This is a genomic window from Aliarcobacter vitoriensis, from assembly GCF_048320235.1.
GTDB lineage: Bacteria > Campylobacterota > Campylobacteria > Campylobacterales > Arcobacteraceae > Aliarcobacter > Aliarcobacter vitoriensis.
In genome coordinates this window covers 1,505,150-1,531,244 of sequence record NZ_CP182882.1, presented here as the reverse complement: position 1 = coordinate 1,531,244, position 26,095 = coordinate 1,505,150, and the positions used below count along the sequence as shown (strand labels likewise).

24 protein-coding genes are annotated in these 26,095 nt (G+C 26.7%); 12 read left to right on the top strand and 12 right to left on the bottom strand.

Going from position 1 to position 26,095, the window contains the following annotated elements:
* Positions 1 to 7: 7 nt before the first annotated feature.
* Entirely contained in the window at positions 8 to 850 is an 843-nt protein-coding gene (nfo, locus tag ACNSOS_RS07630) for a deoxyribonuclease IV (protein ID WP_418184816.1), read from the bottom strand.
* Positions 851 to 987: 137 nt separating this feature from the next.
* Between nfo and ACNSOS_RS07625 the strand changes: the two genes are divergently transcribed.
* Positions 988 to 2,187, top strand: coding sequence for an NAD(P)/FAD-dependent oxidoreductase (locus ACNSOS_RS07625; RefSeq protein ID WP_418184815.1), 1,200 nt, complete (start codon positions 988 to 990; stop codon positions 2,185 to 2,187).
* An 18-nt stretch (positions 2,188 to 2,205) separates the two neighbouring features.
* Here the strand turns inward: ACNSOS_RS07625 and ACNSOS_RS07620 are convergent, their stop codons facing one another.
* Positions 2,206 to 2,394 carry a hypothetical protein gene (locus ACNSOS_RS07620; protein ID WP_235826911.1) on the bottom strand — a complete coding sequence of 63 codons (189 nt, stop codon included), beginning with the start codon at positions 2,392 to 2,394 and terminating at the stop codon, positions 2,206 to 2,208.
* A 267-nt stretch (positions 2,395 to 2,661) separates the two neighbouring features.
* On the opposite strand from ACNSOS_RS07620, the gene ACNSOS_RS07615 reads away from it, so the two are divergent.
* From ACNSOS_RS07615 to mreC, 7 genes are read left to right on the top strand one after another with little or no spacing between them, the layout of a single operon-like run.
* On the top strand, positions 2,662 to 3,735 hold the full coding sequence (locus ACNSOS_RS07615; RefSeq protein ID WP_418184814.1) for an epoxyqueuosine reductase QueH: 1,074 nt from the start codon (positions 2,662 to 2,664) through the stop codon (positions 3,733 to 3,735).
* The gene (gene lpxB / locus ACNSOS_RS07610; protein ID WP_418184813.1) at positions 3,732 to 4,775 is read left to right on the top strand and encodes a lipid-A-disaccharide synthase; all 1,044 of its coding nucleotides are present in this window, start codon (positions 3,732 to 3,734) and stop codon (positions 4,773 to 4,775) included. Before ACNSOS_RS07615 ends, lpxB begins: the two co-directional genes overlap by 4 nt.
* A gap of 55 nt (positions 4,776 to 4,830) precedes the next feature.
* On the top strand, positions 4,831 to 5,274 hold the full coding sequence (gene fabZ, locus ACNSOS_RS07605) for a 3-hydroxyacyl-ACP dehydratase FabZ (protein ID WP_113908881.1): 444 nt from the start codon (positions 4,831 to 4,833) through the stop codon (positions 5,272 to 5,274).
* Between the two features lie 12 nt (positions 5,275 to 5,286).
* A complete protein-coding gene (gene lpxA, locus ACNSOS_RS07600) occupies positions 5,287 to 6,084 on the top strand; it encodes an acyl-ACP--UDP-N-acetylglucosamine O-acyltransferase (protein ID WP_418184812.1) in 798 nt (265 codons plus the stop codon).
* Positions 6,081 to 7,304: an ATP-dependent Clp protease ATP-binding subunit ClpX gene (gene clpX, locus ACNSOS_RS07595; RefSeq protein ID WP_418184811.1), complete on the top strand. Its 1,224-nt coding sequence runs from the start codon at positions 6,081 to 6,083 to the stop codon at positions 7,302 to 7,304. The genes lpxA and clpX overlap by 4 nt, the downstream gene beginning before the upstream one ends.
* A gap of 5 nt (positions 7,305 to 7,309) precedes the next feature.
* A complete protein-coding gene (locus ACNSOS_RS07590; protein ID WP_113908884.1) occupies positions 7,310 to 8,350 on the top strand; it encodes a rod shape-determining protein in 1,041 nt (346 codons plus the stop codon).
* Between the two features lie 6 nt (positions 8,351 to 8,356).
* Complete coding sequence (mreC, locus tag ACNSOS_RS07585; protein ID WP_418184810.1) at positions 8,357 to 9,172, top strand: rod shape-determining protein MreC; 816 nt, start codon at positions 8,357 to 8,359, stop codon at positions 9,170 to 9,172.
* Here the strand turns inward: mreC and ribE are convergent.
* Positions 9,162 to 9,770, bottom strand: coding sequence for a riboflavin synthase (ribE, locus tag ACNSOS_RS07580; RefSeq protein ID WP_418184809.1), 609 nt, complete (start codon positions 9,768 to 9,770; stop codon positions 9,162 to 9,164). The genes mreC and ribE overlap by 11 nt on opposite strands.
* Entirely contained in the window at positions 9,771 to 10,739 is a 969-nt protein-coding gene (locus ACNSOS_RS07575; protein ID WP_418184808.1) for an arsenic resistance protein, read from the bottom strand. It lies immediately after the preceding gene.
* Positions 10,740 to 10,881: 142 nt separating this feature from the next.
* Here ACNSOS_RS07575 and mnmG point away from each other — a divergent pair, with 142 nt between their 5' ends.
* Together mnmG and ACNSOS_RS07565 are read left to right on the top strand one after the other, a co-directional pair.
* A complete protein-coding gene (gene mnmG / locus ACNSOS_RS07570; protein ID WP_418184807.1) occupies positions 10,882 to 12,750 on the top strand; it encodes a tRNA uridine-5-carboxymethylaminomethyl(34) synthesis enzyme MnmG in 1,869 nt (622 codons plus the stop codon).
* Positions 12,751 to 12,821: 71 nt separating this feature from the next.
* Complete coding sequence (locus tag ACNSOS_RS07565) at positions 12,822 to 14,522, top strand: hypothetical protein (protein WP_418184806.1); 1,701 nt, start codon at positions 12,822 to 12,824, stop codon at positions 14,520 to 14,522.
* Here ACNSOS_RS07565 and ACNSOS_RS07560 read toward each other — a convergent pair.
* Genes ACNSOS_RS07560 through ACNSOS_RS07545 form a run of 4 tightly spaced genes read right to left on the bottom strand, consistent with a single transcriptional unit; the run spans position 14,505 to position 19,108 of the window.
* The gene (locus ACNSOS_RS07560) at positions 14,505 to 15,686 is read right to left on the bottom strand and encodes a TniQ family protein (protein WP_418184805.1); all 1,182 of its coding nucleotides are present in this window, start codon (positions 15,684 to 15,686) and stop codon (positions 14,505 to 14,507) included. The genes ACNSOS_RS07565 and ACNSOS_RS07560 overlap by 18 nt on opposite strands.
* A gap of 1 nt (position 15,687) precedes the next feature.
* Positions 15,688 to 16,557 (bottom strand): TniB family NTP-binding protein, encoded by an 870-nt coding sequence (locus ACNSOS_RS07555; protein WP_418184804.1) that lies wholly within the window; start codon positions 16,555 to 16,557, stop codon positions 15,688 to 15,690.
* Positions 16,558 to 16,560: 3 nt separating this feature from the next.
* Positions 16,561 to 18,447 (bottom strand): transposase, encoded by a 1,887-nt coding sequence (locus ACNSOS_RS07550; protein ID WP_418184803.1) that lies wholly within the window; start codon positions 18,445 to 18,447, stop codon positions 16,561 to 16,563.
* Positions 18,440 to 19,108 carry a Tn7 transposase TnsA N-terminal domain-containing protein gene (locus ACNSOS_RS07545; protein ID WP_418184802.1) on the bottom strand — a complete coding sequence of 223 codons (669 nt, stop codon included), beginning with the start codon at positions 19,106 to 19,108 and terminating at the stop codon, positions 18,440 to 18,442. The genes ACNSOS_RS07550 and ACNSOS_RS07545 overlap by 8 nt, the downstream gene beginning before the upstream one ends.
* Before the next feature lie 297 nt (positions 19,109 to 19,405).
* Here ACNSOS_RS07545 and ACNSOS_RS07540 point away from each other — a divergent pair, with 297 nt between their 5' ends.
* Together ACNSOS_RS07540 and ACNSOS_RS07535 are read left to right on the top strand one after the other, a co-directional pair.
* The gene (locus ACNSOS_RS07540; RefSeq protein WP_418184801.1) at positions 19,406 to 20,332 is read left to right on the top strand and encodes an HNH endonuclease; all 927 of its coding nucleotides are present in this window, start codon (positions 19,406 to 19,408) and stop codon (positions 20,330 to 20,332) included.
* Positions 20,316 to 21,497: a DGQHR domain-containing protein gene (locus tag ACNSOS_RS07535; RefSeq protein WP_418184800.1), complete on the top strand. Its 1,182-nt coding sequence runs from the start codon at positions 20,316 to 20,318 to the stop codon at positions 21,495 to 21,497. Before ACNSOS_RS07540 ends, ACNSOS_RS07535 begins: the two co-directional genes overlap by 17 nt.
* 76 nt (positions 21,498 to 21,573) lie before the next feature.
* Here ACNSOS_RS07535 and dbpB (ACNSOS_RS07530) read toward each other — a convergent pair whose 3' ends face one another.
* The 4 genes from dbpB (ACNSOS_RS07530) to ACNSOS_RS07515 are packed head-to-tail and all read right to left on the bottom strand — an operon-like array spanning position 21,574 to position 25,899.
* Positions 21,574 to 22,653 (bottom strand): DGQHR domain-containing protein DpdB, encoded by a 1,080-nt coding sequence (dbpB, locus tag ACNSOS_RS07530; protein ID WP_418184799.1) that lies wholly within the window; start codon positions 22,651 to 22,653, stop codon positions 21,574 to 21,576.
* Positions 22,647 to 23,894 (bottom strand): tRNA-guanine transglycosylase DpdA, encoded by a 1,248-nt coding sequence (dpdA, locus tag ACNSOS_RS07525; RefSeq protein WP_418184798.1) that lies wholly within the window; start codon positions 23,892 to 23,894, stop codon positions 22,647 to 22,649. Before dpdA ends, dbpB (ACNSOS_RS07530) begins: the two co-directional genes overlap by 7 nt.
* A 2-nt stretch (positions 23,895 to 23,896) precedes the next feature.
* Positions 23,897 to 25,009, bottom strand: a complete 1,113-nt coding sequence (gene dbpB, locus ACNSOS_RS07520) for a DGQHR domain-containing protein DpdB (RefSeq protein WP_418184797.1) — start codon at positions 25,007 to 25,009, stop codon at positions 23,897 to 23,899.
* The gene (locus ACNSOS_RS07515; protein ID WP_418184796.1) at positions 25,006 to 25,899 is read right to left on the bottom strand and encodes a hypothetical protein; all 894 of its coding nucleotides are present in this window, start codon (positions 25,897 to 25,899) and stop codon (positions 25,006 to 25,008) included. Before ACNSOS_RS07515 ends, dbpB (ACNSOS_RS07520) begins: the two co-directional genes overlap by 4 nt.
* Positions 25,900 to 26,095 lie beyond the last annotated feature (196 nt).

The following is a 26,095-nucleotide window of genomic DNA, read 5'->3' as shown; positions in this document are numbered from 1 at the left end:
ATTTTCTTTATTTAACAAAACTATATAAAGTTTCTATCTCTTGTGCCCAAATATCTTCATCAATAGTTTCTAAAATAAGTGGAATATCGTCCATTCTTTCATCATTCATCAAAAATTTAAAACTATCCCAACCAATTTGCCCAGCTCCTAAGCTATCATGTCTATCAACTTTTGCTCCAAGAGGTGGTTTTGAATCATTTATATGCATTCCGCTTAGGTACTCAAATCCAACAATCTTTCCAAACTCATTCCATGTTTTATCATAAGCTTCTTTAGTTCTTATATCATAACCAGCAGTAAACATATGACAGGTATCAATACATACTCCAACACGGCTTTTATCTTCGATTTTATCAATAATATAAGCTAAATGTTCAAATTTATATCCAAGATTACTTCCTTGACCTGCAGTGTTTTCAAGTACTAGTTTTACACCACTTGTTTTATCCAAAACTTGATTCATAGACTCTGAAATATTATCTAAGCACTCTTCTTCACTTATCTGTCTTAAATGACTTCCAGGATGAAAATTTAGTCTATCTAAATCCAAAATTTCACATCTTTGAACTTCATCTATAAAACTTTGTAAAGATTTTTCTCTAGCTTCAATATCAGGATGTCCTAAATTTATCAAATAACTATCATGAGGTAAAATATGTTTTGTTTCAATTTTACTCTTTTCTAGTTCTTTAAACCACAAATCTATTGTTTTATTATCAAGTGCCTTTGCATTCCATTGTCTTTGATTTTTTGTAAATAGTGCAAAAGCCTTTGCACCAATTTTCGTTGCATTTATTGGAGCATTAAAAACTCCACCACTTGCACTTACATGAGCACCTATATATTTCATTTTAAAATCCTATTATTTCTAAAAGTAACATTTATAAACACTCTCAATTTTTTTATTGTGTAAATATGTTACTTTTTATCATATCCTAAAAAGGCTAAGTATAGAATTACGTATTAAAAATTTTAAAGGTCGCTTTTATGGAAAAAGTCGTTATTATAGGTGGTGGGTATGCAGGTATATATGCATTAAGAGAATTAGTTAAAAATAAAAATATTAAAATTACTTTATTAGACAAACATACTTATCACAATTTACAACCAGAAGTTTATGATTTAATAGCAAATAACTCCACTTTCGCTGATGTTACTATTGATCTTACAACTTTATGCAGAGGATTTGAACACAATCATTTAGATTTCAAAAATTTAAAAGTTAGAAAAATAGATAGAGAAAATAAAAAAATATACACTGAAGAACAAGAAATAGTCGAGTTTGATTATTTAATTATAGCAGCAGGAACAAGAACTTTCTTTCCACCTACTATTTCAGGACTCGATAATGCAGATGATATTAAAAAACTTCACAGAGCTATTAGTTTTAAACAAAGATTTGAAAAACAGCTATTTGAAAAAATAAGAGATGAATTAAAACAGTGTGCAGACACACATATAGTTGTTGTTGGTGCTGGTCTTTCGGGAGTTGAAATAGCTGCTGAAATGGCTTACTATTCAATTAAGTTTTTCAAAAGAGGAAATTTTTCTTGCGATAACTTAAAAATCTCTATTATTAGTAGCTCATCTTCTATTTTACCTGGATTAAAACAAGATTTAATCAACATTTCTCAAAAAAGATTGAAAGATTTGGGAATAAATGTCATTACAAATACAAAGCTTCAATCAATTGAAGATAATTATTGTACATTAACAAATGGAACAAAAATCCAGCACTCTTTTGTAGTATTTACTGGAGGAATCGAAGCTTCAACTATTTCAGCAGAAATAGATGTTGCAAGAAATTCTAAAGGGCAAATTATTGTCAATGAATATATGCAAACCAATAAATATGAAAATATTTTTGCAGCAGGAGATGTAGCAGAAATTAGAGACAACAAAGGCGAACTTATGCCACCAAGCGTTACAATAGCAAGACATAGTGGAATAAATGCTGGAAAAAATGTATTAAATATGATTAAAGGGAAAGCTTTAGAAAAATGTAATCCCAAGCTAGATGGAATTTTAATCGCTCTTGGTGGTAAATACGCTGCTGGAGATATATACGGTATTCTTACAGTAAAAGGAAGATTAGCCTATGAAATAAAAAAATATGTATTTAGTTCATATAGATCTCCTTTATTGAAGCTTATAAAAAAAGGTTATGCAAAATTAAAAAGACATTAAAGATTAAAGAAAAAAACTTTAATCTTTAATAATTTTAATCAAAATAGAGTTTTCATTATCCCTATGAATTATCTCTTTTTTATCTGTATCAAATAACTCTTTTAAGAAATTTTTTGGATATGTTGAACTTAAATTTTCTTTGTTAAAAGTATCTAAATCTTGGCATTTAAATGTACTTTTACATATTTTATCATTATAAATTTTCATATCAAAGATAGCATTTCCAAAACTAAAAACTTGTACTTGTGTATAATCTTTAAATTTATATATAAAACCTTTATCATGAAACTTTATTTGTGGTGTTTTAAAAAGAATTGTTGCACTATTTGAAGATAGTTGTGGCTCTTTTTGGCTACAAGCAGTAAATAAAAATAGTGGAATAATTAGAAATATTAAATTTTTGATAATAAATCCTTTGTTTAAAATTTTTTAACTATAATTGTACCTTATTTTATATTTTAAAGGTTTTTGATTTTGTTAGTTCATATTTGCTGTGCTGTTGATAGCCACTATTTTTTAGAAAAAATACAAGAAGATTATCCAAATGAAAAGTTAGTTGGTTATTTTTACGATCCAAATATTCATCCGTATAGTGAATATCGTCTTAGATATTTAGATGTAGAGTACTCTTGTAAAAAACTTGGCATTCCATTAATTGAAGGTTCATACAATCTTGAAGAGTGGCTAAAAAAAGTAAAAGGAATGGAGCATTTGCCTGAAAAAGGTGACAGATGTACAGTTTGTTATGATGATAGATTGGATGTTAGTGTTCAAAAAGCAATGGAATTAGGACACGATAAATTTACTACAAGCTTATTAATATCTCCTAAAAAATCTCAAGAAAAATTAGCAATTATAGGAGAAAACTTAACTAAAAAAACTGGTGTTGAATTTATTTTTAAAGATTATAGAAGTGGGAATGGTGGACAAATTCAAGGTGAAAAAGTAAAAGAAAATAGTCTTTATAGACAAAACTATTGTGGTTGCTTGTTTGGTTTAACTGCACAAAGAGAAGCTCAAAAAAAGATTATGGATGAGATGTTTAATCCAATTTCAAATCAAATATTACCAGAATCAATAGAAGAAAGATTAGAATTATACAAACTAAGAAACAAACTTGAAGATGAAAAAAAAGAGTACAAAATCATAAAAAAAAGATTCTTAAATTATAGACTTCTAAATGCAAAAGTAAGTATTCAGAAAAAGACAATACCTTCATATTTTTTTGCTTATTCAACTTTGAATAAAAAAAGTTCAAATGGAAGAATAGATTATCAAAAAGATGGAATTTTCTATTTTAATCGTGATGAGATAAAATTTATAAATATTGAAACATTCAATAATTTAGCAAAAACTTCATATAAAAATGTAAAAGAACTTTTATATCATCCTATTGATTTTTATGATGAAATAAACTTACGAAATGAGATTTTAAAAAATCCATATGATTTAAGTTCGTTGATAGTTTTAGATGAGATATTAGACGAAAAATATGAAATTGAGATAAATTCTGTAACTTATGAAGATATAAAAGAAGAGATAATATGAAAATTTTAGTAAGTGCTATGGAAACATCATCAAATGTACATTTAAAAGAGTTAAAAAAATATTTAAGTGATGAGGTAGAGTTTGTTGGAGTTTTTGATAAAGAGTTAGGAAAACCACTTTATGATTTAACAAATCTTGCAATTATGGGATTTGTTGATGCATTAAAGAAAATAAGGTTTTTCTTTCGTCTTCGTGATGAATTGGTAGAATTAGCAAAAGATTGTGATAAAGTTTTACTTCTTGATAGTTCAGGATTTAATTTACCACTAGCAAAAAAGTTAAGAGAAACTTATCCAAATAAAGAAATTATTTATTATATCCTACCTCAAGCTTGGGCTTGGAAAAAAGGAAGGGTAAAAGTTTTGGAACAAACTTGCTCGAAACTTTGTTCAATATTACCATTTGAAAAAGATATTTACAATGACAAAGAAAAAATCACTTATGTAGGACACCCTTTACTTGATGAAATTAAAGAGTTTAAACAAGAACTTTCAAATTCAGCAAAAATTGTTTTTATGCCTGGAAGTAGAAAAACAGAAATTACAAATCTTATGCCAATTTTTAAAGAACTTATTAAAAAAATCCCAAATAAAGAGTATATTTTAGTAATTCCACCAAAATTTGATGATAATTATATAAAAAAAACTTATGGTGATATTTCAAATTTTACTGTTTCAAAAAATGCTCATGAAGCATTATCCCAAGCTGAATATGCTTTTATTTGTAGTGGAACCGCAACACTTGAAGCAGCACTAATAGGAACTCCATTTACACTTTCATATATAGCAAAAAAACTAGATTTTTTTATAGGCAAAACCTTTGTAAAGCTTAATTTTGTCGGTCTTGCAAATATATTCTTTGAAAAAATGGGAAAAGAAAAACTTCATAGTGAATTTTTACAAAGTGATGTTACTGTTGAAAATCTTTTAAGTGATTACAATAGTATGGATAAACATAAATTCTTTGAAAATTCTAAGATTTTAAGGCAATATTTAAAGAATGGTAGTTCTCAAAATGTAGCTTCAGTTATAGAAAATTAAACTACTTTTAGATAAAATCTTGAACTTTAGTAAATTTAATACTCAGGATTCAATTATGTTTGATATTATACAAATTCAAGAGATTTTACCTCATAGATACCCACTTCTTTTAGTTGATAGAATTACAGATATGGAATTAGCAAAATCAATAAAAGGTTATAAAAATATCTCTATTTCAGAACCAGCTTTTCAAGGACATTTTCCTGGACACCCAATATATCCTGGTGTTTTAATACTTGAAGGTATGGCTCAATGTGGTGGAGTTTTAGCTCTTAAAAGTTCAGGACTTACAGATGAACAAATGAAAGAAAAAGTTATATACTTTATGAGTATTGACAAAGCAAAGTTTAGAAATCCTGTAAAACCAGGTGATAGACTTGATTATGAACTAACAGCAGTTAAAATGAAAAGTACACTAATGGTGCTAGAAGGCAAAGCTTATGTTGATGGGAAATTAACTGCAGAAGCTGAGTTTAAAGCTATGATTGTTGATAAATAATTAGGTCAAAATATGAATAATATTCACAAAACAGCCATCATTGAAGATGGTGCAGTTTTAGGCGAGAATGTAACTATTGGAGCTTATACAATTGTTGGTAAAAATGTAAAGATTGGTGATGGAACTATTATAGATTCACATTCACTGATTACAGGAAAAACTACGATAGGAAAAAATAATCATATTTTTTCTCATGCTTCAATAGGTTCTATTCCTCAAGATTTAAAATTTAACAACGAAGATGTAGAGTTGATAATTGGAGATAATAATAAAATAAGAGAATTTACTCTATTTAATCCTGGAACTGCTGGTGGTGGAAGCATAACAAAAATCGGTGATAACAATTTATTTATGGGTTATGTTCATGTAGCACACGATTGTATAATAGGTAATAATTGTATTTTTGCAAATGGAGCAACATTAGCAGGACATGTAGAGTGCGATAATTTTGTTGTAGTTGGAGGATTGACTCCAATTCATCAATTTTGTAAGTTAGGTACTCAAGTTATGGTTGGAGGAGCAAGTGCTGTTGCACAAGATATTCCACCATTTTGTTTAGCTGAAGGAAATAAAGCTGTTTTAAGAGGATTAAATTTAACAGGTCTTAGAAGAAGATTTGAAAATAGAGAAGATATTGATGCTATAAAACATGCATATAGAGAACTTTTTGAGTCTGGTAAACCACTACAAGAAGTAGCACGTGATTTATTTGAGAATTACGAAAATAAATATGTAAAAGAGTTAGCAAGTTTTGTTTTAAACACAAAACGAGGAATTCCATTTAATAGAAAAAGTGAAGATAAAATATGAGTAAAATAGTTTGTGATTTTTGTGGAGCAGCAGATACAAAAACAAATCCAATAATTACTGGAGATAACGCAAGTATTTGTAAAGCTTGTGTAAATGCTGCAAGTGAAATAATGAATGCTGAATTAGAAGGTACAACTTCAACACAAAAAGATTCAGATGCAAAAATAGAGATTAAAATAAAAACTCCAGCTGAACTAAAAAAGATTTTAGATGAATATGTAATAGGTCAAGATAGAGCAAAAAAAGTTCTTTCAGTAGCTGTTTACAATCATTATAAAAGAATATTTAGAAAAGATGAAGTAAATGGAGATATTGAATTAAATAAATCAAATGTCCTTTTAATTGGTCCAACAGGAAGTGGGAAAACACTACTTGCTCAAACAATTTCAAAATATCTCGATGTTCCACTTGCAATTGCTGATGCGACGAGTTTAACAGAAGCTGGATATGTTGGAGATGATGTTGAAAATGTCGTAACAAGACTTGTTCAAGCAGCTTCTGGAGATATTGAGAAAGCTCAAAGAGGAATTATTTTTATTGACGAAATAGATAAAATTGCAAGAATGAGTGAAAACAGAAGTATCACAAGAGATGTTTCAGGAGAAGGTGTTCAACAAGCCTTACTAAAAATAGTTGAAGGTGCCGTTGTAAATGTTCCACCAAAAGGTGGAAGAAAACACCCAGGACAAGACTCTTTACAAGTAGATACTACAAATATTTTATTTATTTGTGGTGGAGCTTTTGATGGACTTGAAGATATTATTAGAAGAAAACAAGGTTCAAATGTTTTAGGATTTAATCAAGATAAAAAATCAAAAGATGAGCAAGACAAGATTATATCAAAAGTTGAAACTGATGATTTAGTAAAATATGGTCTTATTCCAGAATTAATTGGAAGATTACATATGGTAGCAACTTTAAATGAAATCACAAAAGAAGATATGGTACATATTTTAACTGAACCTAAAAATGCTCTTATAAAGCAGTACATAAAACTTTTTGAAATGGATAATGTAACTTTGGAATTCGAGAAAGATGCCCTTTTAGAACTTGCTGAACTTGCAATAAAAAGAAAAACTGGAGCAAGAGGACTTCGATCAATACTAGAAGATATTATGCTAGATATTATGTTTGACCTTCCAAAATATAAAAATAAAAAAATTGTTATTACAAAAAATGTTATTCAAAAAAAAGAAGAACCAATAGTGAGTAAAGGATAAATAAAATGATTTTAGATAAATTAATTGGCGTTTTTTCAAACGATATGGCAATAGATTTAGGTACTGCAAATACGATTGTATCAGTAAGAGGAAAAGGTATTATTATAAATGAACCTTCAGTTGTAGCAGTACAAAATGATAGACATGGAAAAGATAAAATTTTGGCAGTTGGGCAAGAAGCAAAAAGAATGCTTGGTAAAACACCTCTTAATATTCAAGCAGTAAGACCAATGCAAGATGGAGTTATTGCAGATTTTGAGATGACTGAAAGAATGATTAGATATTTTATTGAAAAAGCACACTCAAGAAAATCGTTTATTCGTCCAAGAGTAATTATTTGTATCCCTTATGGTATAACTCAAGTTGAAAGAAAAGCTGTTGAAGAATCTGCTATGAGTGCAGGAGCAAGAGAAGTATTTTTAGTTGAAGAACCAATGGCAGCAGCTATTGGTGCTGGAATTCCAGTATCAGACCCAGAAGGACATGTTATTGTTGATATTGGTGGAGGAACTACTGAAATTGGGGTTACAAGTTTAGGTGGATTAGTTTTATGTAAAAGCGTAAAAGTTGGTGGAGATAAAATCGATAGATCAATTATTGAATATGTAAGACAAAATTATAACTTATTTATAGGTGAGAGAACTGCTGAAACTGTAAAAATAGAAGTTGGAGCAGCTATAAAACTAGATCCTGAGCTAAAAATTCAAATTAAAGGGAAAGACCATTCTGGATATTTATCTACTATTGAACTTGGAAGTGAAGGTATAAGAATAGCTATAAAAGAGCCTTTAAAAGAGATTGCATCAGCAATTAGAAGTGTTTTAGAAAATATGCCACCAGATTTGGCTGGAGATGTTGTTGATAATGGTATTATCATAACTGGTGGTGGTGCTTTAATTAGAGGATTGGATAAATATCTAATGGAAATTGTAAAAATACCTGTAAAAATAGCAGATGAACCTTTATTATCTGTTGCTTACGGAACAAGTCAAGTTCTTGATGAACCAGGACTTTTAAAAGTTATTGAAGATATGAAAAACTCTTAATTTTAAATGAAGCGAATACTATTTATCTTTTTATTCTTAATTGCTGGATTAGCTTATCTTTTTGAATTAGATAAGTTTCTAGCAAAACATTTTAGTATATTTGCTACAATTAAAACTGCATATATAAACAATTATATATCAGTATCAGAAAAAATAGCAAACCATTTTGAACATGAAAGAATGATAAGAGACCTTCTAAATGAAAATTTAGAACTCAAAGAATATAAAATTCTTTATAGTGAAGCAAAGGCAAGAATTGAGAATTTTCAAGAGTTTATCAATAATGTCGAACTACCTGAAGTTAATTCAAAAATAGAAATAGTAAGAGTTCTATCTTATATAAATTTTGACGATTTTACAAATGTTTGGTTAGATAAGAAACCTGAACAAAATAATAAAATTTTAGGCTTAATATCTGAAAATTATGCTTCTGGAATTTTACTGAATAAACAAGGTAAATCAATTGGTCTTTTAAATGGAAACAAAGATTGTACTTATGCAGTATTTATAGGAAATGAAAAAAGCCCTGGTATTGTAACTGCTGCTGATAGATTAGATGAACTTTTTGTAAAATTTATCCCTGTTTGGGCCGATATAAATATCGGTGATGAAGTTATAACATCTGGAATGGATAATATATTCTTTGAAGGATTAAAAGTTGGAAAAGTAACTCAAATCAAAGAGTTACCAGATATGAAGATTGCAACTATAAAGCCTTATGCAAATCCACTTAAAAAAAGATATTTCTATACCTATAAAAAAATAAATCACCTAGATACAATAGAGCCTTTAGAAGAAAATATCCAAGAATCTAATAACTAGCCATAATTTTATCAACTTCACTCCAAGTTAATTTATCATCTTTTTTAAACATATTATAGATATATCTTGCAAACATATCAGTTTCTATATTTACTTTTGAGCCAACTTTATATCTCTTAAAAAGTGTATTATCAATTGTATGAGGTATAATAGTAAGCCTAAATCCATCTTTTAAAACTTCATTTACTGTTAAAGAAACTCCATCTATAGTTACACTTCCTTTTGGAATAATATATTTTAAATAATCTTTAGGAATTGTTATAAAAAAATCTGTCGAATTACCATTTTGTACAATTTTTGTAATATTACCAATACAATCAATATGCCCTTGAACTATATGACCTTCAAATCTATCACCCATCATCATAGCAGGTTCAATATGAACTTCATTTTTATAATTTTCCATAGCTAAAATCTTTTGAGATTCAGGAGATAACTCAACAGTAAAACTCTCTTTTGAAACTTTTACAACAGTTAAACAAGCTCCATTTATAGCTATAGAATCACCTATTTTTGGATTATATTTTGCTTTTAAAGTTAAAAAATTATTTGAAAAACTCTCAACTTTTGCTAATTCTCTTATAAGTCCAGTAAACACTTAAAAACCTTTTTTATTTATTTTTTTAAAGATAAAAATATAGATTATAGAGCTTATCAACTCTACAAAAGTTTGCATAACAATAACTGCTGGAAGTAGTGGTAAAGCATTTGGTACAGCCAAAGCCAAAGGTAAAATAATCAACGAATTTCTAGTTGCTGAACTAAATGCTATTGCACTTTTTTCTTTTGTTTCAAACTTGAAAATTTTTCCTACACTAAATCCAATAATAGGTGCAATAATAGCAAAAGCTATATAAATTGGAACTATAAACAATATGTCATTTATCACTGAACTTAATTGTGGAACAACACTCAAAATAACAACTAACAAAACAAACGCTGTTGATGGAACTGGAAGAAGATTGAAAATATCTACAATTTTTTCTATAAAAACACTCTTTTTAGAAAATATTTGAAAAAAACCTGCAAGAAGCAATGGGGCTAAAATCAAAAAAACAAAAGCTTCAATAAAAGGAGAAATATCTACTAAACTTGATGCTTCTTCTCCTAAAAAAACAGATAAATAAACTGGTAAAAGTAACATCTGAACTATCAATAAAATAGGTGTTGAGGCTAAAAGAAGTTTTGAATCAGCCTTTCCCAAATGTGAAAATGTCACAACATAATCAACACAAGGAGTTAATAAAACAAATAAAACTCCTAATTTTAGCAAAGGGTTATCAGGTAAAAACTGTATAAGTCCAAAAACAAGAAGTGGAATAAGAATGAAATTTGAAAAAAGTAATGCAAAAATAAATCTAATCTTTTTAAATGCTTGAGTCAATTCAGAAATAGGAACTTGTAAAAAAGTCACAAATAACATCAAAGCTAAAGCAGGATTTATCAAACTTTGAAAAGATGATGTATTTGGTACAACAAAAGTGATTAAAATAGCAATTGCGATTATTATAAAGTATATAGCAATTTGATAATTCTCCATAAAATCTTTTAATTTTATAAAATTCATTTAAACTCCATTATAAATTTAAGTTTCGATTATACTTAAAATAGCTTTATTTATAATTTAGATATAATCTTGCAAAAATTTATAAGAAGCTTATTTTAACTAATTTTACAAAATCGAAATAGTCTTTCAAAAAGGAAAATATATGCAATACGATATTATCGTTGTTGGTGGTGGACATGCTGGAATAGAAGCAGCACTTGCTGGTGCAAGATTAGGTAAAAAAACACTTTTGATAACTATGCTTGTTGAACAAATAGGAGCTGCTAGTTGCAACCCTGCCATTGGAGGTTTAGCAAAAGGACATTTAGTAAGAGAGCTAGATGCTTTGGGTGGAGAAATGGGACTTTGTACAGATGCAACTGGAATACAATTTCGTATTTTAAATGGTTCAAAAGGTGCTGCTGTTCAAGGAAGTCGAGCACAAATTGATATGGATAAATATCGTGCTTATATGAGAGAAGTTTGTCATAACACTCCTAATTTAGATATTTATCAAGATGAAGTATCTGAACTTTTAGTAAAAAATGATGAAGTATTTGGAGTAAAAACAAAACTAACAGAGGAGTTTTTAGCAAAAAAAGTGATTCTTACAACAGGAACTTTTATGCGTGGGCTTGTTCATATCGGGGAAAATACTTATTCAGCTGGTAGAGCTTGGGAATTGCCATCTTCTACACTTTCAATTCAGTTAAAAGAGTTAGGATTAAATGTAGGAAGACTAAAAACTGGAACTCCATCAAGAATAGATGCAAATTCGATAGATTTTTCAGTTATGGACCTGCATGGTGGAGATGTAAACCCTGCACCATTTTCATTTAGAACAGATAAAACTAAATTCAAACCAACACAATATCCATGTTATGTAACATATACAAATCTTGGAACACATGATATTATCTCACAAAATTTTCATAGAGCACCTATTTATACTGGACAAATAGAAGGCTTAGGACCTAGATATTGTCCTAGTATTGAAGATAAAGTAAAAAGATTTAGTGAAAGAGATAGACATCAACTATTTTTAGAACCACAAACTTCAATGTGTACAGAATACTATATAAACGGTATGTCAAGCTCTTTGCCTATTGAAGTTCAAAAAAAGATGATTCATTCTGTTCGTGGTTTAGAAAATGCTAGAATTGTAAGATATGGATATGCTATTGAGTACGATTATGTTGATCCAACGGAGTTAAAACACACACTTGAAACTAAAAAAATCAAAAATCTTTATCATGCAGGACAAATCAACGCTACAACAGGGTATGAAGAAGCAGCAGCTCAAGGACTTATGGCAAGTATAAATGCAAGTTTATCAATAGATGAAAAAGAGCCTTTTATTTTACGAAGAGATGAAGCTTATATTGGAGTTTTAATCGATGATTTAGTAACAAAAGGAACTCATGAACCATATAGAATGTTTACTTCAAGAGCTGAATATAGACTACTTTTAAGAGAAGAAAATGCCGATTTAAGACTAAGCCCGTATGGATATGAGTTAGGATTAATCTCTAAAGAGCAACTAGACAAAGTAGAAGAAAAAAGAAAGATTTTAAGTGATGCTGTCGAGCTTATGGCTTCAACTTGGATAACTTCAAAAAAAGAGACTTTAGAACTTCTTGATAGTATTGGGGAAGAAAAAATAAATGATAAAGTTTTATTGATAGATTTGATAGGAAGAAATACTATTGACAATCATAAATTTGATACTCTTGTACCAACTTTAGCAAATATCGATGAATACACAAAAGAACAAATTATAATCGAAGCAAAATATTATAGATATATTCAAAAACAACAAAAACAAATAGAAAAAATGAAAAAGATGTTAAAACTAAGAATACCTGATGAATTCTCATATAAAGGACTTCCAGGACTTTCAAATGAAGTTGTAGAGAAGCTAGAAAAACACAGACCACCAACACTTTATAATGCAAGTTTAATATCTGGTATTACTCCAGCTGCACTTGATATTATACATTTAAATTTGAATATGTTTTGTCACAAGCAATAAAAAATGATAATGGTTCAATATAAATTGATAATATGTAAAATAAAAAGTGATAATGAGAGTTTAATCTAACTATGGCAACTAAGAAAGGTATCATTCCAGAGTTTATGAAAGATAATCCAGATGATACTTTTGAATTTTTATTTCCCCTGAAAATAGTACTTAATGAAGATAAATATGGTAATAGTCACTATGAAGTCGTTGTAGAAAATATATCTAAAAAACAATTATTTAAATATAATGTATCACCTGAATTATTGTTTTCGCATTATCAATTTTTAGAGTATTATCAAAATGGTAAAAAAGTAGATAAATATAAGAATGAATTTGTTGAAGAAAAAAGTTTTAAAATTGATACAAAATTTATTAATAGAAATAATGAAAAAAAATTAAAAGATATTTTAGATGATAAAAGTATTGGAACTTTATTAGGTTGGAGTTATAAATATTTATCAGATGCAAAGAATATTAATTGTTATCTAGTAGAACAAGATGATATTAAAATAGTCATCCCTCACTTTGCTATAGGAATATACTATTATTTTAGATTTTCAGAATTAAGAGAAGCCGTTTTTGATTCTACATTAGAAGAGCTATATGTCTTGTGTGATGATAATAAAACTGATGCAAAAATAGTTTTACCAAAATATAAAACTGATGAAGATGCTGCTTTTATACATAGATATGCTTGCCAAGAGATTGCAAAAAGAGAGTTTGACAATGTATCTAACTATATTCATAATTATCTAAAATATATGCAAGAAAATAATTTAGATGATGATATATATAAAATGCATTTGAAGTTTAATTTCCCAACAAAACAAGAATTCCAAATTGATACAAGAAGTTCTCTTGTTACAAATAAAGAAACAAATGAAAAGTATTACTTTATTCATGAAATTACAAATGATTATTCAGATATAGGTTTTGAAAAACTAACAAAAATTATAGAAAAGAATAAAGTTATTTTAAATTTAGGAGATTTAGATAATCTTCCAAAAGTTGAAAAAGATATTCCTAATGAAACATCTGAAGTATTAAAAATAACGCATGCAAGCAAAAAGAATACAAAAACTAGTCATCAAAAGAATAGAAAAAAAAGTTGTGGTAGTTTAAAAAATATTTTAGTTGATGAAGAATCTTCACCTAGAGATATTATAGAAGATTTACTGAAAATTTATAAAGAACAACAAACTAATGATGTAACTCATCAGAGTTTAACTGAGTCATCTTCTAAAGGGAATAAAACTATTAGAAAAGTTGTTATTTCAAGTGAGTTTATTAAAGAATTTGAATCTAAACCTTTAAATGAAATAGATAACTTTGTAGTATTTAATCAATATATAAATTTTTTGCAAAAACGTCCTGATATAGAAAACTTTCATGTAAATGAAAAAAAAGATTTACCTCAATATACACTTAAAGATGATGAAACAAAAATCAATCCAAAATGCAAAATAAAAAAAAGACCTAGACAATATCTAACAGCAACATTTAAATATGAAAATTCTTATGTGGGATTATTGGAATTAGAAAATAATACTTATTCTGCTTGTTCGACTTGGGTAGTGGTATCTAGCTCACCAATACAAAATAGTAATTTTGATTTTTTTATAAATCTATATTTTAAAGAAGATATAGGAATTGATAATATACTAAAAAAATATTCTCAAACTAATCCCAGATTTACTAAAAAAAATCATGAGAGAAATAAAAATTTAAATAAAATTCAACTTGCTAAGTGGTATGCCGGATTGTTAGGAAAAATTGTTTAATTTTAACTTTTTATAAATTTTGTTGAATTCTTTATGAATACTCGCATGGCAACCAACAATTTTAGCAACATTTATAATATTCACGCTCTCTCCTATACTTTCTAAATATTTTATTGCTCTAAGAACTTCACCTTCAACTATTTCTCTACCTATTTTATTTTCCATTGGAACAAGCTTATCAATCATTTTTTTATACCAAAAAGAAATATCTCTAAATCCATGGATAAAATCTCTATGTGTTAATTTATGTTCAACAATAAATTTTTGAAAATTATCTGGAAATTTTTCAAAAAGATAAAAAACTAAAGAAGTTAATAAAAACTCTTTTTTAATAGATAAGGCTTTTTTTGAATTATATTTTTCAAGTTTTTTACAAATAGTTTTATACTCTTCAATTAATGGGAAATCTTCTAAATTTAATTCATTTTTTCTATCAACTAAACTTCTTAATGCAGTAAAACTTTCAAATACAAATAGTGAATTTATTTTTTTATCATTAATAGTAAAATATCCGTCATTCAGCCCTTTTTCAAACCAATTAATTGCTTTTAATCCATATTCAAAATTTGAATTTATTTTTATAACAAGATTTTCTCTAAAATCTTTTTTACATTTATGGCAGATGCAAATTTCTTTAAAATGTTTTATTTTTGCAAAATTAATTTTTTCATAACATCTCCAACATCTATCAGTTAAAAAAACTTTATGTTTAGGGCAAGCATTATAAAATTGATATCTCCATTTTTTTCTAAAATATGGAATTTTATCTTCAGCTAAACATTTTGGACAATACATCAAACCATTATGTGTTCTTTTATCAGTCAATTTTCTAATTTGTAAAGGTGGATATAAACAATTATTACATGAAAACAAATATCCTTCTTCACTTCGCAAAGACATTTTAAGAATATCTTCTTTAGCTAAGTTACTTTTATTTGATAAAGCTTCAAATAATTTTTCATCATATAAAAAATCTATATCGACCCTTGAAATTTGATTCCCTTCTTTTTTCACAAAAAGAGTTAAAAAAATAGAAAGTTGTCGTCTATGTTCAATGGCAACTCTAGTAAGCCAAGAGCTTAAAAGTTCATCTTCTAAAGGTTTTGGTACTATTAAAAAGAAATAGTCTTGAACCCAAGCATTATTTCTTTTTTTCTTTGCCATATTACAACTTTGGTAAATATTCTATATCATCAACAGTGATATATTCTCTTTTAGATTTGATTGCTTTTATAGAGGCTTTTTTTAATAAATTTACAGTTTTGCCAATTAAGCCTTCAGAATTATAAAATAATTTGTTAATAAGTTCAGGATTTTCAACCATATTGGAAGCTTTTTTAAGGGGTAAGCATCTCTCATAAGTTGCCACAAATGATCTAAATTTCTTATCATTGTTCCATCTAGGAAGCTCAAGTGCAGGGAATCTTGTACTTGTTTCATTTCCTATTGATAATGCTGAATACGCTTCTCTTGTACCTGCTAAAACAATTGTTAGTGATAAACTATTGCTTAACTGTTTTAAATCATCAATAAAAGTTCTTTGCTTATTTAAATTTCCTCTTAATGAACTATGTATTTCATCAATTAATATCATTCTAGTACCTAATTTATTTAAATGATGTTTTGCAAGGTAAGCTTTTGTTGCAACTTTATCAACTCTATTTTGTGGAACGCATAACTCTTCTAATATTAAACTATATAGTCTACTTTCATCTGGAATTGTAGGTGCTTGGAAATAAATTATTGGTATTTCATAAATTGCTTCACCATCTTTTGTAACATAATCAAGTTTTGTTTTATGCAATTCATACATTCTTTTTAATATTGCTGTTTTTCCATTATTTGAATCTCCATATATGAGTAATCCTTCATGTCTCATTTGAGGAGGATCTAAAAATTTATCTTCTAAAATTTCTATTAATTTAACTGCTGCACCATAACCAATCCAATGATCTTTTTTACAATATAAGATTCTTTCTTCATCGCTTTTGTTTAAATATTCAAAAGTTTCAGGTGTTAAATTTCTATCATTCATAAATTAGCCTATTGGATAGATTTCATAGTCACTATCATCTTCTTCATTTTTTGGAGTTGCAGAAATATAAGAGTGCAGATTTTCTTTATAATCAATTCTTTCTTTATCTTTTTGCAAAGTTTTTTCTTGATGCTTTTTAGAACTCTCTTTTCTTCTTATAGATTTTTTTTCTTGTTTTGCTTGTGCTACATAAGAGTGTAACCTTTCATATGCTTCAAAAATATCATGTTGTTCTAGCTCTCTTCCAGATACTTTTCTCCTAGCTTCAGCAATAGCAGCTCTTAACTCTGATAGATTTATTTGAGGTCTTCTTATATCAGCATATGGGACAGTTATATAATCTTTTATATCTTCATCATAAACATATATTTTACTAATATCTCTTGGGTCTCTTCTACAAACTACATTATTTTCTAAATTAGGTTTTAGTTTTTTATATTGAGTAGGGATTATATATTTTCTAAGGGTTTCACTAAAATAAGTAATATAATCAATTGTGATTCCATTCTTTTGAACAGTTCTATTAATTATAGGTAATAGTGCCATTCTAAGCTTTAAAGTATCTGCTGGAACAATTGGTAAAAAGGGTATTGATTTGTCATCACCAACACCATATAAACCTTGATAGAATTTCTCTTCAGGAGTCATTCCTAAAGAGCTATGCTCTGTTTTATGATATATATTTATTACAAAATCTAGGTACCATTTTTCTAATTCATCAATTGTCATAGCAGCATTGCCATCAGAATCATAAGTTCCTTTTTCAAAAATATTTGAAAATGTACTTCCTGGTAAAGTATGAACTTTTTTCATACAAGTCCCAATAACTCTTTCAATTGCTCCTCCAAATTCAGGTCTTGCAACTGGTCTATAGATATCTTCAATCCTATACTCTTTACAGAAATTTTGTAAACTTATACTTCTAAAATCCTTTCCATTATCCATATGAACTTTCTTTGGTAAGCCATAAACAGCCCATTCTCCTTCTACTCCATATTTTTTAATAAAATCATCTTTTGGCAAAATTGCATTAAGTAAGCACTGACCAACACTAAAATAACTTGGTGCTTCAAGTGAAATATAAAAACCAAAAATCATTCTACTATAAACATCAATAGCAACTGTAATAAATGGTCTTCCTATTGGCTTTCTTGTCTCGTCATCAACTAAAATAACATCAACTTTAGTATGATCTATTTGAATAATGTCCAAAGGTATTTTTACTTCTGGAAAACTTCCACTCATTCCTCTAGATTCATTTACTCTTATTGCATGTCTATTTTTTGCAATGATTTTTGGATGTAAATTATTGATTCTACTTCTTACTGTATTTTTTGTAGGAGATTTTAGCCTTAAATTTTTGCACTTATAAATTATTTCATCATAAATCATTTGCAAAGGGTATTTTTGTTTATGAAGATAATACTCTTCTATAACACTATTTATTATGGTATCAACATTATTATCTAGTCTACTTTTACCTTTTGCTCCACAAAACTCCCTTTTTGAAGCTAAAGAACTAACACTTCGATATTGTTCATAAGTATTTAGCCATCTATAAATAGTAGCTATTCCTTTTTTATATTTTTTTGCAATTTTTAAAACATCTGAAGCAGTTCTATCTTTTTTATCTACTAAAGATTTTATAATTTCATATCTCTCATTTGCTTTATCAAAATCTTTTTGTTCTAAATCAATTAATGTTTTTCTATTTTCTTTTATATTTTTTGGTTCAATTAATAACTCATGAATTTTTACAATTTTTTCATTAAATGGTGCAATACTTCTTTTTAATAAAACTTCATCAAATGATGGATAACCTTTAATTATATATTCTGAATCTTTATAAAATATTTTTGAATCAATTTCGAATTTAATTATATTACTCATAATTTAGCTCCACTAATGAATTCATGCTAAGTTTTGCTATTTCTAAATTACTTTTTAATTTTTCTTTACATACCAAATCCCAAATACAATTTGAAGTAAGTCCATATTCTGTTAAATTTTGTGAAATTGAATTTGCCAAATCAAAAGCAGATATTTTTTTGTTTTTATTTGCTAATTCTAAAATTTGATTTTCATATTTGTTTTCTATAGGATATAGTTTATACCTATACAAGAAGTCTAAGTTATCTAAATATATTTCACTATGATTTTTTTCAGTATAAACTTCAAAATCAAAATTTAATTTATTTGCTGAAACTTTTGCAGATTCAAATCTTTTTTCAAAATAATCTTTTCTTTTTTCTATTTCACTTGTATATTTAACTTCAACTATGGTGTCTTTTTTTGATGAACTTTTAACTCTTTTAATATAACAATCTGCACTATAAATTTGATTTTTACCATCAAAAAATATTTCTATTTGCGGTTGCTCTTGATAAGATATTACTTCATTATCAAATTCTAGGTATAAAAAATGAGCTTTTTCAAGTTTTGATTCAAATCCTATGGAAGTATTATTTTTAATACTTGGGAAGTGTCCCGTAATAGAACGATAATTCTTTTTTATTTTACGCTGAGTAAATTTTATAATGGAATCTTTCATATATATTTCCTGGTAAGTTTATAATATTAAATTATATTAAATCCACCTTATTATAATATGAAATTATTCCTCGTAATATCAAATTATATTAAAATAATCAAAGAATAATTTAAGTTGAAATCTGTAGAATATAAGTTTTATAGGGAAAAAATTTATCTATGATGAAATTAACGGTAGTTAGCCATAGTAGAGGGCGTGATAATACTGCACTGCTCAGATTTATAAGAATTATATATCTTGTAAAAATTGCCAAGTTTGCAATTAAAGAAAAAAATACAAATAATGTAAGTGATATTAATGGTTACAGAATTAAAGAACAATTATTGTGAATTACATACTCATACGTATAAATATAGAATTAATAGCGATAGTTCTAAATATACAAGTTATGGATATCAATTAATCTACATTGTCAATAGTATTATAAAAAAAAATAAATCAGAAACAATAAAAGATGAATCTTATATGAATGCAAATCATCAAAGATTAATTGATTATACAGTGTCAAGAATAATTAATATAGGGTATTATTATTTAGATACTTTTAGTGAAGAGTCAACTAAATATGAGTCAAAATTGTTAGCTAAATTAAATGAATTTTTAGATACTGAAGAAGAGTATATTAATAAGTTATTTATATTAGTAAAACACATTTGTATGAATTATGAAAAAACTGATCCTTCTCAAAGAATAAAAGATACAATAAGAAAACATGCCAAACAATCTTTACATTCTTGTTATATTTGTGGAAGAAAATTAGATACTGATAAACAAACATCGACTAAAATGACTGAAATTAAAGCAAAAATAGTTAAGGAAGAATATTTTGGAGATTTATTAGAAATAGAGCATATCTTACCTAGGGTGTATGGTGGAGGATTAAACAAAGAAAATATTACAGTTGCATGTGAACATTGTAATAAAATTAAAGATGATAAATTATCGTATGCTGATTGTTATTTTGAAGATTTTATGGTAAGTAGTGATAATAAAGTGGCAATTAATTCAAAATTAACTAAAAATATAAAATTTTCTATTTTATATAAACAAGAATTTAAATGTAATGAATGTAATACCAAATTATATGATCTAGATATTGATAAAATAATATTTTATAAAAAAGAAGATGATGAGCCATTTCATTTTACTAATATATTAATGTGTTGTGAAAATTGTTCAAACAGTAAACAAATTAAAGGAGTAGAGTATGGTTTATACTTATAAATGTTTTAAAATAAAGCAAAGGCAAAACAGTGATTTTGTGTTCTTATCTTTTGTAGCAATTGCAAAAGATGTTTATAATTGGTCTCATGCAGACAATATAGAGATAGATAAAAATGGTATTCAACGAATGCTAGAAAAATCAAAATGGGATAAAATTACAAAATTCTTTAATACTCATCAAGACAATATTATTCCAAATAATGTTATTTTAGCCTTTGATGATGAAGTTAGCGAAGTTAAAGAACTTTATAATGCAGATGAAGTAATAGATAATAGGTCAGATGGATATATATTGAGGGTAACTACTGATAGTGATATTGTGGAATTAATTATTGATGATGCTATAAAAAATAATACTTATATTATTGATGGACAGCATAGGTTAAAGGGTATGGCAGAAGTAGATGAAGATTTACCTGTAATTGTTTCTTTATTTATTAATATTGATAAATTGAATAGAGCATTTCAGTTTTTGACAATTAATAATAAAGCTAGTAAAGTTAAAACAGATAATATAAAAGCACTAATTTCAAATTTTGATAAAATTGAGAATACATTAAAAGATAGATTAGCTACTGCATCAATTTCGGCTGGTAAGTTTTCAACTTCAATAGATATCGTAAATTCAGATAGCGAAAGTCCATTTTATCAACTTATTGACTGGGTCAATAATAGAACTGGTAAAAAAATAGTTTCTACGGTTGCTATTGAAAATTCATTAAAGATTATACAAAAAACTTTCCCAGAATTAATAGAAGATAATAATGAAAATAAAACATTAGCCTTAGATATTTTATATAATATTTGGAGACCAGTAGTAGATATATATAAAATTCAATTAAATAATGTTGAGAAATATGTAAATTTATTCAAAAAAGCTAATATACAGGCAATAACAGAATATATTTGTTTAAAATTATCTGACGAAATAGTTTTTGCAACTGATGAAATAGATATTACAAAACCAGATTCACCTTTAAAATATATGAGTGGACTATTAAATGGTATACCTGAAGAGTTTTGGACAACACCATGGAAACTAACAGGTTTGGATAGTCAAACAGGGAGACATACTATTATCAAAGAAATTATAAAAATGAAAAGAAATATTAACAGTGGTAAAGATTGGTTTGAAGATTTAGAATTGTATAAAGATGATGCATAAAGTACTAAAAACAATTATTTATTGATCTTTCTTTAACTCAAATCTAAACTAAATAAAAAGATCTTTTTTATTTAGTCTATCTATTAATTTGTTCTAAAATAAAATTACTAAATATACCTATATCTTTACTTGTATTTTGGATATCCATAATGTTTCTTATCTGCCCATCATTAGCGAAGTTATATTTTCCATTTTGCCAATCAATTTTATCTTTTAATTTTATTAAATATTTCTCAAAATCATTTACAAGAAAGGTTTTGTCTTCTAAATAATTAGGATTATTTTCTAAAATCTGAGAATATATTATCTCTTCCATTACATCTGCAAGTGCTAAAATTCCTGCACCATGAGTTAATCTTGTTTTGCTTGGATTTAATTTCCAATCTTTTGGAAAAACAACTTTTACAGCCCCCCAAAAAGCATTTAATAAACTCACCATAGATTCAATATCATTCATACCTAATTCATGTTCACTTAACTCATATAATATTCCATTAGTTAAACTTTTATTTATAGCTTTTATTATTGTATTGTCTTTTAAATAGCCTTCTTGAAAAGTATGCGTTTTTATTGTTTGATAAAATGGTGAATATTTTTGACTATTTAATATTCCAATTATCTTATTAGGTAATTGTTTATCTTTATATGTAGATGGTAATTCAGTATCTATTTCAGGTAATAATTCATATATTAAAGTTTTTGATAAAGGTTTAGTGTTATTAATTAAAATAAACTGTTCGGTTTGCTCTAATTTATTATCTGTAATAAATGCATTAACAAGCACTTCAAATTCATTATTTTGTAGATTTTGTAAGGCACTAGATCTTTGTTGACCATCTACTATTTGTCCATGAATCTTATCGTCTGGAATACATAAATATCCAAAATCTCCATCATTAATTGATTCAAATTTTACATGTGAGTCAAAACATATTACTATAGAATTTGCAAGAATTGCTGTATCTGTATTTAAGTAGTTTTCTATTTCTTTTATATGTTTTAGAATTTTAACCCTTTGATATCCAAATAGTTTCCCATCTTCATTTCGTTTTGCTCTATCTATAGATGAAAAACTTAAAATATCTTTTCCTAATACTTTAAATGTATATATATTCTTTCCATTTTGATTTACTTTTAATGCAGGAAATTTTAACATATGTTATTTGCCTCTCTTAATTCTTCTAATTCTCTTTGAAATTGCCATAAATTATGAAATCCTCTTCGTCTATTTCTATTAGAATTTCTAAAAATAATTGTTTCTATTTTAGCATTTTGGCATACTTCACATTGACATTTCTGCCAATATTTTGATGAAAGTATATCTTTATACCTTTGAATAGGTACTTTATCCCTAAAAATTAATTCGTATTCTTCTAAAGCTTTTAATGTATTTTCTAAAGTCTCTTCACCTTTATCATAAGCTCTTATAGATGATAATGCTTTTTCTTCTAATTTTTCAGCTTCTTCTTGATCAACCAAACCTGATGACACCTTTCTTTTTAATGCAGGTGTCTTTTGTGAAGATGGTATTCTTATGGCAGTATAATGATCTTTTGGTGTATAATAGTTGTCTTTTTCATCTTTAAAAGCTCTAATTAGTGGAGAAGTTGAATCAAAACTAGTAATCTTATATTTTATGAATCTATCAAGTTGTTTTGCTTTTGCAAATCCTAATAAATGTATTTTTATTTCATATCCAATTTCATCTCTTACGGCTTTTACTATTTCTTCACAAGAATTAATATCTAATGGAACAAGTCCTCCAATAGCTATATAAGTATACCCCATATCTATAAGTTCTCTCGCTGCTCTTTTCATACTTTTTGGAGACCATGCTTGAACTACTCCAATAGGATGAAAATTCACTTTTTGTTTATCACACTCTTTTAAAAATTCTTTTGCATTATTAATAGTAATATCATATCTTTTTTGCATTTTTTCTGTAACTTTATAATTATCATCAAACTCACCATCTGTATCAAATCTTTTATCATATTCAAATATAATATGATCCACAGACATTCCATAATTAAATTTACATTTCTCATAGAATGTAACAGTTTCAGATACAGAATAAGGTGGTTTATCTAACATATGGTAACTAAAAGCACCATTATCACCAAATATCTCACCATCGTAATATCGTAGAAATCTTTTTATTCCCTGCATTTTTATTCTTCTTGTTTGAGCACTATTGTATGCACAACTATTAGATTTATATATCCCATCATCTAATAAACCTCTAGATATTAGCATTCCATCATATGGTTTTTTACTAAAAACTTCATGCGGATATCTATCTGTTCTTTGAATTACTCTTTTAGCTGAAAATTCATCAGTTAAAAAATTGTAATCTAAATCTATTGTATCTTGAGCATCTGCAAATATAAATTTCATTTTTATATCTCTTTATTAAATTGTCGTATTAAATATGTTGTTAAAAGTTTTTTATGAAGAGGAATATTTTGTATATCTTTCCACTCTAAATTAAGTTCTTCCCACATTCCACTAGACCATTTACAATATGGTTTTAATTTATGTAATTCTTTCATTACTCTATTCTCAATCCTTTTATCATCTGGATTAACATTTCTCATTATTGTATCCATCAATGCACCAATAGCAAAAATACCTGTTCCGTGCATTAATCGACTTTGATTTGAAGGTTTTCCCCAATCTTCAATAAAAACTTTTTTAACACAATTCCAGTAAGTATAAATAATTTTTAATATACTATCTAAATCTGTTTCTCCATTATTAATACCAACATAAGGGAATAAACATCCTGCAGTATTATTTAAAGATTTTTTTAATATTGTTATAATTGAATTATGTGCAATAATTGGTTTGAAATTCTCATTATTTTCTACTGAAACCTTTTGTATTAGTCCATAAAATGGTGACTTAGGGTCAAAATTTAATAATTCAGTTATAGCTGAAGGAACTTTTCTTGAATCTAAATCAGAAGGAAGTATTCCATTTATTGTTGGTAATAACTCATCAATTAAACCTTTTGGTAGAGGCTTAGTTTTATTAACTCTAATAAATTGTTCTCTCTGTACTTCTAAACTATCAGCAATAAAAGCAATAATAGGTATTGGCAAATTTGGCTTGTTACATTTACTTAAAGCTATCGCTCTTTGTTGTCCATCAACTATCCAAGCTGGTCTAAAACCTTCTTCTTTGATTGGTATACTTAAAGTACCACTCATTGAATATTTATCTGAATTTAATTTTATACCTCTTGCTTTTGTAAATTTTACTTCTTCATTTATAGCTAATATAATTGAATTTGGGAATAAAATATTTTCCATATTAAGATATTCTAAAATATCATTAATATGTTTTTTTACTTCTTTTCTTTGTAAACCTTGTAATTCACTTTGCTCATCTCTGTGTATTCTTGAGATATCAGAAAAAGACAAAATTTCTTTTGCAGGAATAAAGAAACTATAAATTTTTTGATTATTTTGCTTTGTTTCTAAAGCTCTTGTTTTAAAATTACTTTTCATTTTTTAAGAATCTCTTTTTTTAAATTGTTAAATAAATTATGAAATCTTTTTTGTTCACATGAAAATCCACTTTTTCGTAATAAAGTTAATCCTTTTGATGCAGATAAAATATTTTCTTTTAACATAAAATCATTTAACATTATTTTCAAATCGGTATCTTCAAGTTTTTTGCCTTTTTTAATATAAATATTTTCAAATTTATTTAAGAAATTATTAATATACTCTTGTAATATATTGTGGTCTAATTTTAAATCATTTTTTACAATTTCTTTAGATAACCATCTGAGAACTCTTTGGGATAAATTAATCAAAGTACCAGGTTCATATAAATTAAATCTAGAATCAAAATTTAGAGAATTTTTTCTAAATTTTAAGTCACATTTTTTTGCAACATTTATAATAAAGACTTTGTCAGAGTAAATTTGAATTAATTTCTCAATATAGTTATTAGTAGCGTCTAAATATTCTTTTGATAAACAAATAAATATTGCTGAAACATTTTTAAATTCATTTACTGAAAATTCATTAATATTATTCCACCAAATTTTATTTAAACAACACTTATTAACACTATCTAATTGATTTTTTGAAAATGTTATTCCATAAGAAGAAATCATTTTTTCTGAATCTATTAGTCCATAACCAGCAGACGCAATTAATAGTTTTGTAGGAAATTTAATTTTAAATTCTTTTTCACAATCTAAAATTGCTTTCCAAGTTACCCCTTTGTATAAATCTTTTGCTTTAATTTTATTACTCGAATTTTTGAGATTACTTTTCCAATCTAATGTAACATTCTCTATAATATTATGTCTATAATTTCTAAATAAATTGCATTTACTTGGCAATAGTTTTTTACCATTTGTACAATTAGATATTATATATAACATATTACACTTTCAGCTTTATTTAAACTTATATTATAACAATAATTACATAAAAAAAACATTCTTTTCTCCTTTTACTTTAATGTTGACACTTTATATCTATAAACAATTATCTAATAACATTATCAATTCATATTTTCCATTTTATATACTAGATTTTAATAAGAAATATTATAAAACCTCCAAAAAATGGAGTTTA